The organism is Herpetosiphon gulosus (genome assembly GCF_039545135.1).
Taxonomy (GTDB): domain Bacteria; phylum Chloroflexota; class Chloroflexia; order Chloroflexales; family Herpetosiphonaceae; genus Herpetosiphon; species Herpetosiphon gulosus.
Genome location: NZ_BAABRU010000005.1, coordinates 184,360 through 200,367, shown reverse-complemented (window position 1 = coordinate 200,367; position 16,008 = coordinate 184,360). Strand labels below are relative to the sequence as shown.

The window sequence follows — 16,008 nt, the reverse complement described above, 5'->3', positions numbered from 1 at the left end:
GGCTTAGGCCTCCCGTCGAATGGCTACTGGCGTTGCGCCACCTTCGACGACGCTGACCAAGCCGACATTATTAACCCCAACAGGTACGACTACCACGCCTTCAGGCGCAAGTTTGGTACGGTGAACTGGCAAACTGAGGCTGCCACGGCCCGAGCTAACGGTGATCCGCTCGCCATTTTTGAGCCCAAGCTTGTCGGCATCAACTGGGTTGATGGCTGCCACGGCCTTGGCCTTGCGGCTGCTCAACAAGCTGGTGTCGGTCATCAAGCCAGCATCATCATACAAGAAGGTTGCGCCAACCAACGTCCATGGGCGGTCGGCAACGCTAGCTGGGGTGTTGATGCTGAATGACTGCAAGCTCAGGGTTGTGCTGGTTTCAACTGCCGCTGGCAATTGCACACCCAAACCACCAGTATTTTGGTAGGAAGTGCCATCGAAGTAGTAATTTTCGTTGGCTTGGCGACCCCATTGGCCAGTTGGGCCTTGCAAGGTCGCGTAACTCACGCCCTTGTAGCCTGAGACATTGGCTTGAATATCCATCAGAATTTCGGCGGGCGAGGCATAAGTCCACTCAGTCCGTGTGCGGGCTTTGTCCTCGTCGCGGCGAGCTTGCTTACGGCTCTTATCGCTACCAGCCACATTCAACACCGCATCCGAGACCAATTGATTAGCCAAAGCTTGCAAAATTTGCCAGTCGGGGCGGGCATTGATCGTTGGGCGAATCGCTTGGCGGAAGCGTTGGACGCGGCGCTCGGCGTTGGTGTAGGTGCCTTCGCGCTCAGCAACACTCAAGACTGGCAAGACCACATCGGCCATCTTGGCAGTTTCTGTCAAGAACAATTCTTGCACGACCAACAAATCAAGCTTCTTCAAGCTATCAGCAGCGGCAGGATTATCGCCAACTGGATCGACCCCAGCCACATAGAGAGCTTTAAGTTTACCTTCGCGGGCGGCGCTGAGCATTTGCTTGGCATCAAGGCCAGCATTGTTCAAGGCGGCATAATTTGGCCCACGATCAGGCCGCACGCCCAAATCAAGTGCTCCACGGGCATTTGCGCCTTTGAGTAAGCTGATCAAGCCGCTATTGGCAGCACCAGCTTTGCGGGTCATCACCAAGAGGTTGGCCAAGCCAGCAGGCACACTTGCGCCAGCCGTCAAGGCATCGCGGCCATAGAAAATCACCAAGTTTTCAGCAGCACCAATCAAATCAGCGACCGCTTTGAGCTTGTCGGCGCTAATGCCGCTAGCGTTTTCATCGAGGCTGAAGCCTTTGAGTGTGGCAACTAAATCGTTGAAGCCGCGCAAGGTCGCCCGTTTGCCATCGGCTGGGGTGCTATCGATCAATGGCTTGAGCAAGGCGGCCAAAACGCTGCTTTCGCTGCCATATTTGTAGCGCAAAGCTTGCTTGGCGATGCTATCGAGTTTGGTTGGACGACCGTTGAGGGTAATTACACTGCCGCCACGCGTGTTGATTCCGCGAATCCGCAGCAAATGAACTGGCGCTTCTTCTTCGGGATCAGCGCCGAATACCAGCACGACCGTGCCTTTGCCTAGCGTCGAGAGATCGGTGCCGCTACGAATGCCATAGAGTGCGCCAACGTCGTCAAGCGGCAGATCTAAAGCTGAGCCTGAGCGATGATCGATATTGGCCGAGCCAAGCGTTTCGCGGAAGAAGCGTTGGAAGGCATACAGATCTTCGTTGGCCAACGATGTGCCTGCCAAGCCACCAATGGCTTTGCCGCCAGTCGTGCTGCGAATGCCATCAAGTTGTTGGGCAACCAGAGTCAAGGCTTCTTCCCACGAGGCTTCTTGCAGTTTGCCCGCCTTGCGTACCAATGGCGTGGTCAGGCGTTGCTTGCTGCTCGTGAAGTGATGGCCGAAGCGGCCACGATCACACAACCAAATTTCGTTAACTGCATCGTTTTCGCGTGGCATGACCCGTTTGATTTCATTGGAGCGGGTATCGAAGGTCATGTTACAGCCAACCGAGCAGTGATTACAGACGGTTGGAATTGGCTGTAATTCCCAAACCCGCGCTTTGAAACGGAAGTCGGCTGAAGTCAACGCGCCTACCGGACAGATATCGGTGGTGTTGCCCGAGAACTTGCTATCAAATTCGGGGTCGGATTGCGAGATGATATGCCAAGCGCGGCCACGATTATAGAAACCGAGCACTGGATCGCCAGCAATTTCATCTTGGAAGCGCACACAACGGGCGCACAAGATACAGCGTTCGCGGTCGAGATAAATTAAATCGCCCAGTGGCACTGGTTTTTCAAAGTGAACTTTATCGTTGTAGTCGAAGCGAGTTTTGCCCGGCCCCCAACCCATGGTCAAGTTTTGCAATGGGCATTCGCCGCCCTTGTCGCAAACTGGGCAATCGAGCGGGTGACTGGTAAGCAATGCTTCCAAAACCCCACGTTGCGCGTGCTCAACTTCGGCATCTTGGGTTACCACGACCATGCCTTCGCTGACTGGCGTGGTACAGGCGGTTTGCAAACGTGGCATCATCGCAATCACTGATTTGCCATCAGCATCAACGACTGGCTGGCGGGTGGCGGGGTCCATTTTAGGCGTGCCCACCTTGACCACACACATGCGGCACATGCCAACGGGAGCCATTTTGGGGTGATAGCAGAACACCGGAATCAGATTTTCGACTTGACGGGCAGCTTCGACGACCAAGGTGCCTTTTGGCACCGAGACCGTCTGCCCATCAATCGTCAACGTAACCATATCAGGCATGAGGCTGCCCTTTCTTGTATAAAGTACGTTTCATTAGTCTTTAGCCACGAACTTTTTAGCCACAGATTAGCACAGATTAGCGCAGATTAGATAATTTAGCGCACTAAACGCTTATATTGCAACGATGTACTGCCAAAATTAAGTAACAAGGCAATATTCAATCGTGTAATTGCTAAATAATTAAGTGTTTGCGCAACATGATTGGGATGCAATTTATCAATTGCTTTAATCTCAATAATGAGGCTCTGCTCAATTACAAAATCTGCAATAAAATCACCAACAACGATTTGTTTATATCAAACAGGCAAATGTTGCTGTTCGACAAAAAGAACATGGCGTTGTTGCAACTCATAAGCTAAGGCCTTTTGATATACCGATTCTAGCAGACCTGGCCCAAGTTGCTGATGAACTTCCATCGTGGCCCCAATAAGCGTGTAGGTCAACTCACCGTGTATAAATTTAGGCATCTTGACACCTTTAGTGATTCGCACAATGCCAATCGATGGTCATCTGTGTCATCTGTGTCAATCTGTGGCTAAAAATGTGCGCGAAATAAATTTCAACTGAAACGATCAATAATGCTTAGTGTTGTGCATCGATCGCTGCATCAAGCTCAGGCCGAAAGAATTTGATCGCGCTATTGACGGCTGAAACTGATGAATCGCCCAGTGGGCAGAAACACTTGCCAAGCATTTGCTTGCCAACATCAGCCAATAATTCAATATCGCCAACTCGTCCGTGGCCCTCGTCGATCCGCTCCCACACCTTGACCAAGAAGTGCGTGCCTTCGCGGCAGGGCGAACACTTGCCACACGATTCGTGTTTGAAGAACTCGTCAACCTTCAAGGCCGCTCGCACCACTGGAACCGAGGTATCCAGCACAACCATCGCGCCTGAGCCAAGCATTGTGCCAGCAGCGGCCATATCATCCCAAGTCATGGGCAAATCGAGGTGTTGCTCGGTGAGCCAGTTGGATGAAGCGCCGCCTGGAATAATGAACTTCAAGGGCAAATTAGGGTCGCGCATGCCGCCAGCCCAATCGAAAATGAACTCGCGAATCGTGATACCCAAGGGAATTTCATAGTTGCCCGGGTTTTTGACGTGGCCGCTAATTGAAACTGCTTTGGTGCCAGGCGATTTTTCGGTGCCAAACGAGCGGAACCAATCAGCGCCTTTTTCGATAATGCGCGGCACATTGGTCAAGGTTTCAACGTTGTTGACCACGGTTGGCTTGGCATACAAACCAGCGACGGCTGGGAATGGTGGCTTCAAGCGTGGCTGGCCGATCTTGCCTTCGAGCGATTCGAGCAAAGCGGTTTCTTCGCCACAAATGTAAGCTCCAGCTCCGCGATGGACATAAATTTCCACATCATAACCAGTGCCAAACAAATTCTTACCGATTAAGCCACGGGCGCGGGCTTCGGCAATTTTTTGCTCAAGGAAGCGTGCCCCATAGGCAAATTCGCCGCGAATGTAGATATAAGCGACATGTGCACCAATTGCAAAGGCACTGATCACAATCCCTTCGAGCAATTGATGCGGATTTTCATCGATAATTTCGTGGTTGTTGAACGTGCCTGGCTCGCTCTCGTCGGCGTTAACCACCAAATATTTGGGGTTTAATTCCTTAGGAACGAAGCTCCATTTAACCCCGGTGGGGAAGCCAGCGCCGCCACGACCGCGCAAGCCCGATTTTTTCACTTCGTCGATAATCGCGGCTGGAGTCATGCTGGTCAAGGCTTGCTTGGCCATTGAATAACCGCCATTTGCCAGATACACATCAAGATCGCGAATATTTTCAATTTCGCGATTGCGCATCACAATATATTCTTTGAGTTCTGTCTTAGGCATAAGCACCCTCACGAATGATGAAGTATGAATTATGAAGGATGAACATAACCGTAGCTACTTCATCTTTCATCCCTCATCCTGCATCCTTTATATTAGCGTTCTGCAAGGCGGCCAGAGATGCTCACGGGCTTGCCAGATTCGACATCGTTGCGCAGCTTGGTGAGCATAGCTTCGACTTTATCGGGCAAGACGCGGTTGTGAAACTCTAAGTTGGCTTGCAGCACTGGGGCTTGATCGCAAGCAGCAATACATTTCACGCGGCGCAAGGTAAAGACCTTATCTTTGGTGGTTTCGCCAGCTTTGATCCCCAGGCGATTTTCCAAATCGGCGACCAACTCTTCAGCACCACAGAAGCAGCATGGCACGTCGTCGCAGACATCGAGCACAACCTTGCCAACTTCTTCGTTATAAAAGAGTGTATAAAAACCTACGACCTCAAAAACATCGGTATAGGGCAAATCGAGAATCTCGGCCACTTCGCGAATCGAATCGCGATCCAAGCGGCCATAGACATCTTGGGCCAAATATAACAACGGCAACAAGGCCGAGCGTTTGCGATCTACAGGATAACGGGCCAAAATTCCATCAATTTCAGCCTTGTGTTGTTCGTACAGCACCCGAGGCTCCTTCTTAACGATCCACTTCACCAAGCACCGGATCGATGCTCGCAATCAATGCCACCAAGTCGGCCATCAATTTGCCTTTGGCGATGTGGGGCAAGGCTTGCAAATTAATAAATGACGGTGCGCGGAAGTGGACACGCCATGGTTTGGGAGTGCCATCGCTCACCACATAACAGCCAATTTCACCCCGGGGTGATTCGATTGCCGCGTAGGCCGAACCACGCGGTGGGCGGAAGCCTTCCGTCCACAGCTTAAAGTGGTGAATCAGCGATTCCATGCTGTAGGTAATTTCGCTCTTGGGTGGTGGTGCAACCTTACGATTTTCGGTCACATAGGGCTGGCCATGCATTTGCTTGACCCGTTCGATTGCTTGGCGGGCAATCTTGACGCTTTCGCGCATTTCTTGCACCCGACAGCGATAGCGATCGTAAATATCGCCAGCTTGGCCGACTGGGACATCGAATTGGTAGGTTTCGTAGCCGCTGTAGGGCATAGTTTTGCGCAAATCCCAATCGACACCGCTGGCGCGTAAGTTCGCACCCGACAAACCGAGGGCAATTGCATCAGCAGCATTGACCACACCAACGCCTTTGGTGCGTTGTTTCCACAACAAGTTGTTGGTCAACAAATCTTCATATTCATCGACCTTGGGCAAAAAGTGGGTCAAGAAATCTTCCACAGTTGGAATGAAGTCGGCGGGAATATCCCATGCCAAGCCGCCAACGCGGAAATAGCTGGTCATCATGCGTGCGCCAGTTAGCATCTCGAAAATATCGAGAATATACTCACGTTCGCGCATCGCATAGAAAAACACACTCATTGCGGCCAAGTCGAGCGCGTGCGTGCCCAACCAAACCAAGTGCGAGTTGATCCGTGTCAGTTCCAGCAACAACACCCGCAAGGTTTGGGCACGTTCTGGCACATCTTGCTGCATCAATTTTTCAATCGCCGCCACATACACCATATTGTTCGACATTGGCGCAAGGTAATCCATGCGGTCGGTCAGCACAATTGATTTGGTGTAGGTTTTGGTTTCGATGGTTTTTTCGATGCCAGTGTGCAAAAAGCCCACGTCGGGAGCCAGTTGCACCACGTTTTCGCCATTGAGTTCGACGGCTAGCCGTAGCACCCCGTGAGTTGAAGGGTGTTGTGGCCCCATGCTTAGCACCATGGATTGCTCGCCGTTTTCATCTGGCTGGTTATTTAATGCCACCGCCGCAATCTGCGAAGGTGTTGGAATTTCAATATCGGGATACGCATGTGCGTGCATCACCATAGCGCATTACTCCTTCGCGAAGGGCTTATTGGCATAAATCCAATCTTCGTTATGGGTGAAGGCCACTTCCTCATAGCCCAAGGGATGATCCTTGCGCTGGGGATGGCCTAACCAGTCCTCGGGCATCAAAATGCGTTCCAAGCCCGGATGCCCCGTGAAGATGATGCCAAACATATCGTAGGTTTCGCGCTCTTGGAAGTTGGCAGTTGGAAACAGCCGAGCCAAAGTTGGAATGGTTGGTTCGGCTTCGGGCACTTCGATATGCAACGTTACCCGCATTTTATTTTGAAATGAGGTCAAATGAACCACTACCTCAAAGCGTGGATCACGTCCGAGGTAATCGACCCCACATAATTGATTTAAAAAGGTAAAGGCGAGATCAGGCTCATCGCGCAGCCAACCAGCCAGCGCTGGCAATTGCTGGCGTTCGACGGTGAAGCACAAATCGCCGGATTCATCGCCAATGCGAACGGTAGGGAATTGGGCAGAAACGCGCTGCTCCAAGGTTGCTCTATCAATCATAGCTTCCTCAATGAAGAGTGACGCAGCCACGGCGAGACGCTGCAACAGGGCGTTGCCAGCGTAATGGTTGCACCAAATACAACGTAGGGCAATGCCTTAGCGCTTGATCGCCGGTGATCAAGGCCCATTGCCCCACGACAGATTGGCGAAATTTAGCCAAGTGGCTTAAGTGCGCCACGTTCTGCTTGTTCGAGCCGAATCGGCTTGCCATCGGCGTGATCGGTAATTTTGTCGCGCTTGATCTTCTCGTGCAATTGCAAAATCCCGTCGATCAAGGCTTCAGGGCGGGGTGGGCAGCCAGCTACATAGACATCGACTGGCACAATTTCGTCAACACCTTGCACGATCGCATAGTTGTTGTAGACCCCACCACACGAGGCACAATCGCCCATGGCCACAACCCACTTGGGTTCGGGCATTTGGTCGTAGAGGCGGCGTAACACTGGAGCCATTTTACGGCTGACCCGCCCAGCCACAATCATCAAATCGGCTTGGCGCGGTGAGGCCCGCATCAACTCCAGCCCAAAGCGTGACATGTCGTAATTTGAGGCTTGACCGGCCATCATTTCGATTGCACAGCAAGCCAACCCAAACAACATCGGCCACATGGCCTTGGTGCGACCCCAATTGACGACACCTTCGAGGGTTGTCGTAACAATCCCCAAATCGCCAGCTTTTTCTTCTAATCCCATCGGAGCGCCCCTTTCCGCCAGATGTAGACAAAACCAACTAGCAGAATGCCCATAAATGCGCCCATTTCGGCTAGCCCAAATAGGCCCATTTGGCGGAAATAAAGTGCGTAGGGCATTAAAAAGATAATTTCAATATCGAACAAGATGAACAGCATGGCAACCACATAGAAACGGACTGGCATCCGTTGCATAGCATCGCCCAGCGGGGTCATCCCTGATTCGTAAGGGATGAGTTTGCGCTTTGTTGCTTTTTTGGGGCCAAGGATGGCCGACAGCACCAAGGCTGCCACGGGAATCACCACCCCAACAACAAAGATAATGAAGATCGGCAAAAATGGCCGTAGCATAAGCTGCTCCTCCGGCACGGACACAATCGGCATAACGAATTATATCCTTATTGATGATTGTGTCAAAAAGGACAAAGTACGCTCACCCGCGTTTTGCGGCAATCTGACGCGGCTAAATTGACTTTGCGTTCTACTGCCTATGATACCCGATTCAGCCAATTTTGAGTAGCTGATAAAAGGATGAAGGATGAGGGATGAGGGATGAAGTCCAAAAGGTATCGTTTAGCGATCAGAGGTCAGTGGCGAGGGGCTAGGTTTAACGCAGAGGCGCAGAGTATTAATTTTCTCTCGCCTCTGCGTTAAATGCTACTACTAACTTGGTATGCTACACTCAACACAAACTATAAACCAATAAAAGGTACTGTATAATGCTAATCCTTTTCCCCGCCGAGCCATTTAATTTGCCCAACGTTGATGCTGTGTATGCAGCGGAAGCTGTTGCCGCCGAAACACTAGGGCTGACTTGGGCGGTAATCGATCTTGAGGCGTTGCTTGAGGGTGCGATCAAGCAGGCCTTGCGCCGTGTGACTGTTACTTCTGAACCAACCCTCGCAATCTATCGTGGGTGGATACTCAACCTTGCACAGTATCAACAACTCGCACAAGGCTTGGCCGCTAAAAACTACCAATTAATTAATGATGCCGCTGCATATGCCGCTTGTCATCACTTGCCGAATGTCTTACCCTTGCTTGGCGACCAGACTCCGGCTAGTTTGGTGTTTCCACAGGAGCAAGGTTTGGATGCTGCCAGCATTGCAGCACGGGCAGCGATCTATTTTGATCAGCAAGCCTTAATCATCAAAGATTATGTAAAATCGCGCAAACATGAATGGTACGAAGCCTGCTTTATTGCCAACGCCACAGACCAAGCCCAAAGTGCCCGCGTGATTCAAACATTTATTCAACGCCAAGCTGAGGCCTTGGTTGGCGGGGTGGTGTTACGGGCATGGCATCCATTGCAGATTTGGCAAACGCACCAGCAAAGTGGCTTAGCCTTGGCCTACGAGTATCGTAGCTTTTGGCTTGATGGAACGATGTTGTGGGCTACACCCTACTGGGATCATCAGCCAAGCCAGCCAAACCCTGATTGGTCGCGCTATACTGCGCTGGCCCAACAAATCCAAAGTCGTTTTTGGACATTAGATCTGGCCTTGACCCAAACAGGCGATTGGCTGATTATCGAGCTTGGCGACGGCCAAGTTTCGGGCTTGCCCGACCATACTAACGCCCAAGAGCTATTTCAAGCCTTGGCGCAACGTTTCGCAGATTAGCGGCGGGCAAACCAAGCCTCTGCTTCGGCAACCGTAGCGCAGAAATAGCAAAAGCCCCGTTTATTCTCTTCATACGCCATTTCGGCAAAATATTGGCTATGGGCATAGGTGGTTAAATCAACAATAATTGCGGCATGGATATTATATTGGCGCAGCTTGGTTAAAATTTCGCCAGCCTCACGGCTACTTAAATCAAAAAAGCCAGCAGTTAAATTTTCAGGATACAATGCTAAATTATCGCAACTTTCGCCAAAACAATATTCTAAAAGCAAGTTAATTTCACTCAGTTTTTGCAACACTGGTTGTTGCTGTGGCCCAAGCAGATAGCGTAGGGGTGGTTTTTCCACAAGCCCAAAGTTCATCGAAATCGCTCCTTATCTCACATTTCAAAAATCAATGCTGCTATTGAACCATACAATTAAGCGATTGCGCTAGGGCTTTGGGTGCATTTGGCCTAGGTATCAAGCGGGATTTGGCAATTGTTAAGCGAAATACTGAAAAATCTCATCAAGTTCTTAGCCAGTTGGCACGGAGTTTGCAAGCTCGCTATGCTACAATGGCTGCCATGAAGCGCGATGAGATTATTATGCTTAAAAAAATTCCACACGTAGCCTTGATTGTGCTGCTTTTAGCTAGTTGTAGCCGCGATGTTGTGGGCCAACCAACCACCACGCCTCTACCATCCCCTGCCCAATTGTTGCAACAAGCCGAACAACATCAACAAGCCAACCAAGTTGATTTGGCCTTGAGCGATTATCAACAGGTTTTATTGCAATATCCTGATGCGCCCGAAGCACGAGTAGCCAAATTTGGCGTGGCTTATAGTGCCTTCTTACGCCAAGATTGGGCCGCTGCGTGGTCGCAATTAAGTGCCTTTATCAACGTGCAAACCCACGATCAATGGCATTTGCGAGCGCTCTTTTTGCTGGGACGGGTCGCGGAAATTCAAGGCGATCATGCGATCGCGATCGAAGCCTATCAACAATATGAAGATCTTAAAGGCTTGTTGAGTGGCTATGCTGCTCAGCGCCGCGCCGCCCAATTGCAAGCGACCAACCAAACCGAGCAAGCGATTGCGGCCTATGCTGCCAGCGGACGCTACGATATGGCTGGTCCACAGCGAGTCACCAGTTTAAACAAAGCCTTAGAATTTTATGACCAAACGGGTCAGGCTGAACAAGCATTGGCCCAAATCGAAGTTATTTTGAGCTTTGCCCGCACCCCGAGTTTTCGCTCAACAACCTTGCTTGATGCGGCACGACGTGCTCAGCGCTTGGGCAAAACTGAACAAGCTCGAACATGGCTGCGCGAAATCATTAACCAACATCCCAGTTTGAGCGAAGCGCCAATTGCGATTGATGAACTGGCTGCTTTGGGTGAATCAACCCCAGTGCTGGCTGCCGCTGGCATTGCCTACAACCATGGTCAATATCTTGATGCTGTCAGTTTGTTCGACCAAGTGCTTGCCAATGGTCTTGCTGGCGAAGAAGCCGCTGAAATCGAGCGCAAACGGGCTTTGGCATTGCGCCAGCTTGATGATTATGCTGGGGCGCAAGCAGCCTTCAATAGCATCGCCGAGCGTTTTGCAGAGCTGCCGATTGGCCGCCAAGCACGACTTGATGCGATTCAGACTCAAGGCCAAGCTGGTGATCGTGAAGGTTCGCGTTTGGCCTATCTCGATTTTGCCGAGCGCTATCCCGATGATCCGTTAGCACCCGAAGCCTTACGCCGCATAGTCGAAATTATCTCGTGGAGCGGCGATCCGGCGGCAACGGCGAATGCACAAATTATGCTTGGTCAGCGCTACCCTTGGAGCCACGAAGGCCAGCAAGCTTTGCATGCCGCAGGCCGTTATGCGTGGGATACTGGGCAAGTTGAGCAGGCAGCGGCAGTTTGGCAATTATTGGGTGATAGCAATATTGGGCCGCCCCGCGCTGAGGGCTATTATTGGCTTGGGCGCTTGGAAATTAGCCGTGGTAATCGGGAAAAAGGCGAACAATTGCTACGTTCGGCCCAAGCGGCTGATCCCAATTCCTACTATGCGGCGCGGGTTGCTGATGCCCTCAATATTAACGATGGCGATCAATTGCCGATTGGTTCACCAATTAGCCCCGAGGCTGAGCAAGCAGGCTGGCAATGGATCGCCAGTTGGTCAACTGCGCCAACCAGTGACACCTTAGATACTGAGCCATATAGTTTGCGTGCCGAAGAACTAAGCTGGACTGATTTGCATAGCGAAGCCCAAACCGAGTGGATTGCGGCACGTGATGCTGCCTTGAATAATCCATTTAGTATCTATCGGGTGGCATTGGCAGCGTTGCGTAGCGATATGCCCTATGCTACCGTGACTACAGCTCAAAAGTTGGTGCAACTTGCGCCAATTGAGGCTGGGGAGCCAAGTGTGGCAATTCGCCAATTGCTTTATCCCACGCCGTATCCCAGCGCGGTTGTGACCAAAAGCCAAGAGTTTGGGCTTGATCCACGGGTGTTATATGCAGTTATGCGCCAAGAGAGTATTTTTAACCCCAATGCAACTTCATGGGTGGGGGCGCGTGGCTTGGCCCAAGTGATGCCCAGCACTGGCGAGGGTATTGCCCAGAATTTAGGCATCGAAGGCTTTAGTGTCGATGATTTGTATAATCCGGTGACCTCAATTCGTTTTGGAGCTTATTATATCGATGCCCAAATTGAATATATGAGTGGCAGTCTACCCGGCGCATTTGCCGCCTATAACGGTGGGCCTGGCAATGCCGAGCGTTGGGCAGATGGTCGAGTTGTGGCTGATCCCGACCGTTTTATTGAAATTATTGATTATGCTGAAACTCGCCACTATGTTGAAGTGGTTTACGCCAACTATGGAGCCTATCGGCGCTTGTATCAGCAACCATAAGTAAGAATATAGAACAACCAGCATGAACATAGGAGATTGGGAGTATCGATCCACGAAGGACACGAAGCTACACAAAGAGAGGTTGGGCTATCGGCTTTTGGAGTAGAGAATTTTTGAAATAATCAAAAACCGTTCCGATAGCCGATAGCCTAATACTCTGTGCCTCTGCGTTAAAAACCCTATGTTCTATATTCTTCTCTTCATCCCTCATCCTTCATCCGTCCTCCTTGGGTTAAGGGTTACATGGCAAATACTCGATGCCGCCATAGACTTGTGATTTAGCTGATTGACCATCGCTACCTTGAGCCAAAATATAGTATTCGAATGAACCAAAACGTTGGCCTGACATTTCGCGACTGGCAAGCAAAGTACGGCTCCAATTACCAGCACCACCTTGCATGACCGTCGATTGCCAGCGGCTTGGCCCAGCGTGATAGTACAAGCTAACATCGCCAGCAGGCAAATTATCGACTGACACGCTGATCGTAATTTGGTCGGGCATGCCACAGAGATTTTGTTCGGCAAAGGCCCGAGTTGAGGCTACAGGCTCGCCAATAATCGGCGGCAGAATTGGCATAGGCGTGTCGGTTGGCGTTGGCGGCACGGGCGTATCGGTTGCAGTTGGTGGCACAGGCGTTTCAGTTGGCGTTGGCGGTACGGGCGTATCGGTCGTCGTCGGCGGCACTGGTGTATTGGTACTGCGCACAGGCGTATTTGATGGCCGAACGATCGTTGACGATGGGCGGGGCGTACTACTGGGAATTAGTCGGGTTGGTGTTGCAGTTAACGTTGGTGAACTCGTTGGCGTAGCAGTCGGGGTTGTGGTTGGGGTTGTGGTGACACTCGGCACGCTGGTGGCACTGGGCAGGGCCACCACACGCAGGGTATTAATCTGACCAACTGCCACCTCAGCGCTCGCCGGATCACTCCATTGGCCTTGGCTGCTTTGGGCACGCACGACTAAACGGTAGGCGGCGGCTTGGCTCGGCTGCCATTTAAGGGTAGCATAGCCAAATTGTGAACCGCGCATGGTTGGCGTTTGGGTTGCCACAACTTGGTCATTAACGCTTAATTCAATCGTGCTCAGGCCCATTGGATGATAGCCATGGGCCAGCACTTGAATCTCGCCTAGTTCCAAAGCGCTGCCAGTGAGTGGTGCATCGATCCAGACTTGCGGCATAATTTGGGCTTGACTTGGCGCGGTTGCTGATTGCTGTTGACATGCAGCCAAGAGGCCAATTAACAAAATTCCAAGCCATCGTTTCATGGTTGCACCGTTAGTTTCAATGAAAAATCGCTTAGCTCGCTGCTGCAACGTTGGTTGCGGTTGGCAAGTTGGCGCTCGGCTTGAAGCGTGAAGTTCAATTTGGGGTCATTCGATTGCCTAATTTGTTCGAGCAAGGCTTGATCAACAGCTATGGTAACCACGCCATTCGTGGGCCAAGCAGCTAAATCAATTGTTTGGCTAGCGCTCCCAATTTGCAAGCTGGCGCTGGCGGGGCAAGCTTCGTTGGCTGGCTCACGTTGACTTGTGACCCTAAAACTTAATTCCAAGCCACCGACTGATTGATCGAGTCGCGGTAACATAAAGCTCACACTTCCATCAAACCAGCTGGCAGTGTAACGCCGACAAGCAGTTTCGGCTACAGCATTGCGTTGAAGCAGCAACAAACTGCTAACATAGGGATAATTGAGTTTGGTTGAGTGGCTTTGGTTGATCGGCAAGGCCGGACAGCCATCACCAACTGTTTGCTGAGCCACACCTGCATTCAAATTAAACAAACTTGGGGCGAGGGTATAGCTGCCCGCTGCCAATTTAAGCGCAGGCAAACAGAGCACTTCACTATGCAGCGAAACGGCCAAACCACGAAAGGCTTGCACACTCAAACATTCGTCGGTTGGGCTGGGCATGGTGCGTGGAGCCAAAAACACCAGGCGTTGTTCAGGATTAACTCGGGTTAATTCGAGCGGCGTTCCAGCCAAACGATCGTTAATTTGAAAGCCTTCGAGATTGGCGTTGGCACTGCAATCTTGGCCGCCGTCGCTTGGAAAACAGGTTTGTTCGCTCCATTGCCAAGTTAAAACAGTTGCCCCTGCCGCTAGATTGGTGCTACAGGCAGTCCGCCAAAAATCGTCATCCTGTGGTGCTGCTTGCACGCATGCTTCAAGATCGGTAGTCAAACTGAGGTTGATTGGTGGCGCAATTGTACTAAGCGTAGGCACTTGCTGGATTTGGGCGCTGGTGTTTAATTGGCCTTGCAAACTGAATAAATCAGCATCAAGGGCAATTATTTGCTCCTGCCCAAGATTTAATGTGGTGCTGGTGTTGCCCAGTAATTGTGGCTGTGTGCCATTCCAGCCCCAACATTCCAAATTCCAGCTTTGGCTAGCGCTGATCGCGGTTAGTGGTAGGGCGCTAGCTAAATCGTAGCCGCCTGCAATTGGCAGCAAAAAGCCTTGATTCGGCACCCGTTGCCATGGGCCGTTCGCCAACGAGCTATAGCAATAAACATCGCTCACGGCTATTTTGGGAGTAAGCAGCAAGGTGGCAAATTGGGGCACTTGCAGCGTGGCACAGGCCGTATCAGCATTCTCTAGCGCTATCACGGGGCTAGCCGCTGCGCCAGCTGGATTAAACGCCACCACATAATAGAGCGTTTGACCAAAATCGGCTGGTTCTTGCCAAAGCTGTGGACTAGCGCCATTGGCGGCAACGGTTGCCACCAACTCAAAGTGGCTTTGAGTCGGTCCAGCGCGATAGATAAAAAAGCCATCAGCATCATCTGAGGTGGGCGTAAACACCAACTGCGTTTGGCAATTGCTGCTGCCAACCAATGCCTCAGGGGCTAAGGGCAAATTAGCTGTGCCAAAACGCCGCTGCAAATCAAACCAAATAGCATTGGGGTCGTAGGGCGTGGCCAAGGGCAAACTGGCAACATCAACTGGAAGTGGCGCTTGAGTGGTGCTCAGGCTGGTGGTATTGCTGATTGGGGTAAATTGACCAGCAAGCTGAATTGTGATGCTCTGATCGCTACCCAAGGCTTGGTCTAAGGGCAAATTGCCTAGTTGGGGGTTGAGTTTCAGTAGGGTTTGGGGCGCAACATCAAAGGCTTTGCTTAGGCTTTCGAGGCTCTCGCCTGCTGATTGTTGCACCTGAAAGGTCGCGACTGGCTCATATGGCAGCACGGCATTCAAGCGTACAATCGCTGAGGTTGAGGGAATTTTAGTGCTATCGTTGGTGCGAGCGACCAAACTATGGTCGCCTAAGCCCAACGATTGCCAAGCAAACAAGCCCTCGTACAGCGTGACATTATTGGCCACTTGCATCGCCCATGGCTGCCCATCGGCCCATAATTCGACGTTCTCGATCGGCTGGCTGCCCCACGAGCGCGAATGCACGGTCAGCACTTTGCCCACTGGAATCAAACTCTGATTAAAAGGGTATTGCAGTTGGGTAAACAGGGTTGGCGGCGTTGGCGAAAGTTGGGCGACAACCGGCTGCACCAATAAGGCATAGCCAATCAGGCCAACCAGCAGCGCCAAACTGAGAATGGCAATAATCAAAATTCCAGCACGTCGGCTCATCATAGCTACCTCCCGTTAAAGCCCAGCCATGGCTGCACCTCAAACGGTTATGCGTAAAGACCCTGGTCAGATCGTGAGGTTGCGCAGCGTCGGATCACCGATGGGTAATCCGACGCTTGGTCTTTACGTTGTATTGCCCAATCAATTAAAGGTTGTTGATTGGGCATGTGTATGTCACTTTGAGCTATTGACGAATCGTTGCTGGT

At 51.4% G+C, this 16,008-nt stretch carries 12 protein-coding genes and 1 pseudogene; 2 read left to right on the top strand and 11 right to left on the bottom strand.

The features are described 5' to 3' along the window. Window positions 1-3 precede the first annotated feature (3 nt). From nuoG to ABEB26_RS08410, 8 genes and pseudogenes are all read right to left on the bottom strand, one after another. The gene (nuoG, locus tag ABEB26_RS08445; protein ID WP_345721531.1) at window positions 4-2,745 is read right to left on the bottom strand and encodes an NADH-quinone oxidoreductase subunit NuoG; all 2,742 of its coding nucleotides are present in this window, start codon (window positions 2,743-2,745) and stop codon (window positions 4-6) included. A gap of 95 nt (window positions 2,746-2,840) precedes the next feature. Beyond that, window positions 2,841-3,212: pseudogene (locus tag ABEB26_RS08440) on the bottom strand (GxxExxY protein). Window positions 3,213-3,327: 115 nt separating this feature from the next. Further along, window positions 3,328-4,596 (bottom strand): NADH-quinone oxidoreductase subunit NuoF, encoded by a 1,269-nt coding sequence (gene nuoF / locus ABEB26_RS08435; RefSeq protein WP_345721530.1) that lies wholly within the window; start codon window positions 4,594-4,596, stop codon window positions 3,328-3,330. A gap of 92 nt (window positions 4,597-4,688) precedes the next feature. Next, window positions 4,689-5,213, bottom strand: a complete 525-nt coding sequence (locus ABEB26_RS08430) for a complex I 24 kDa subunit family protein (protein ID WP_345721529.1) — start codon at window positions 5,211-5,213, stop codon at window positions 4,689-4,691. Window positions 5,214-5,226: 13 nt separating this feature from the next. Next, on the bottom strand, window positions 5,227-6,495 hold the full coding sequence (nuoD, locus tag ABEB26_RS08425) for an NADH dehydrogenase (quinone) subunit D (protein WP_486348299.1): 1,269 nt from the start codon (window positions 6,493-6,495) through the stop codon (window positions 5,227-5,229). Between the two features lie 6 nt (window positions 6,496-6,501). Continuing rightward, complete coding sequence (locus ABEB26_RS08420; RefSeq protein WP_345721528.1) at window positions 6,502-7,017, bottom strand: NADH-quinone oxidoreductase subunit C; 516 nt, start codon at window positions 7,015-7,017, stop codon at window positions 6,502-6,504. Window positions 7,018-7,169: 152 nt separating this feature from the next. Beyond that, window positions 7,170-7,709: an NADH-quinone oxidoreductase subunit B gene (locus ABEB26_RS08415; RefSeq protein WP_345721527.1), complete on the bottom strand. Its 540-nt coding sequence runs from the start codon at window positions 7,707-7,709 to the stop codon at window positions 7,170-7,172. Then, window positions 7,700-8,056 carry an NADH-quinone oxidoreductase subunit A gene (locus ABEB26_RS08410; protein WP_041304584.1) on the bottom strand — a complete coding sequence of 119 codons (357 nt, stop codon included), beginning with the start codon at window positions 8,054-8,056 and terminating at the stop codon, window positions 7,700-7,702. Before ABEB26_RS08410 ends, ABEB26_RS08415 begins: the two co-directional genes overlap by 10 nt. Window positions 8,057-8,424: 368 nt before the next feature. Here ABEB26_RS08410 and ABEB26_RS08405 point away from each other — a divergent pair, with 368 nt between their 5' ends. Further along, window positions 8,425-9,327, top strand: a complete 903-nt coding sequence (locus ABEB26_RS08405; protein ID WP_345721526.1) for an ATP-grasp domain-containing protein — start codon at window positions 8,425-8,427, stop codon at window positions 9,325-9,327. Here the strand turns inward: ABEB26_RS08405 and ABEB26_RS08400 are convergent. Further along, on the bottom strand, window positions 9,324-9,689 hold the full coding sequence (locus tag ABEB26_RS08400) for a DUF4180 domain-containing protein (RefSeq protein WP_345721525.1): 366 nt from the start codon (window positions 9,687-9,689) through the stop codon (window positions 9,324-9,326). The genes ABEB26_RS08405 and ABEB26_RS08400 overlap by 4 nt on opposite strands. Window positions 9,690-9,913: 224 nt before the next feature. On the opposite strand from ABEB26_RS08400, the gene ABEB26_RS08395 reads away from it, so the two are divergent. Then, window positions 9,914-12,217 carry a lytic transglycosylase domain-containing protein gene (locus ABEB26_RS08395; protein ID WP_345721524.1) on the top strand — a complete coding sequence of 768 codons (2,304 nt, stop codon included), beginning with the start codon at window positions 9,914-9,916 and terminating at the stop codon, window positions 12,215-12,217. Window positions 12,218-12,449: 232 nt separating this feature from the next. Here the strand turns inward: ABEB26_RS08395 and ABEB26_RS08390 are convergent, their stop codons facing one another. Both ABEB26_RS08390 and ABEB26_RS08385 read right to left on the bottom strand, forming a co-directional pair. Further along, entirely contained in the window at window positions 12,450-13,484 is a 1,035-nt protein-coding gene (locus ABEB26_RS08390; protein WP_345721523.1) for a hypothetical protein, read from the bottom strand. Then, window positions 13,481-15,805: a hypothetical protein gene (locus ABEB26_RS08385; RefSeq protein ID WP_345721522.1), complete on the bottom strand. Its 2,325-nt coding sequence runs from the start codon at window positions 15,803-15,805 to the stop codon at window positions 13,481-13,483. The genes ABEB26_RS08390 and ABEB26_RS08385 overlap by 4 nt, the downstream gene beginning before the upstream one ends. Between the last annotated feature and the right edge of the window lie 203 nt (window positions 15,806-16,008).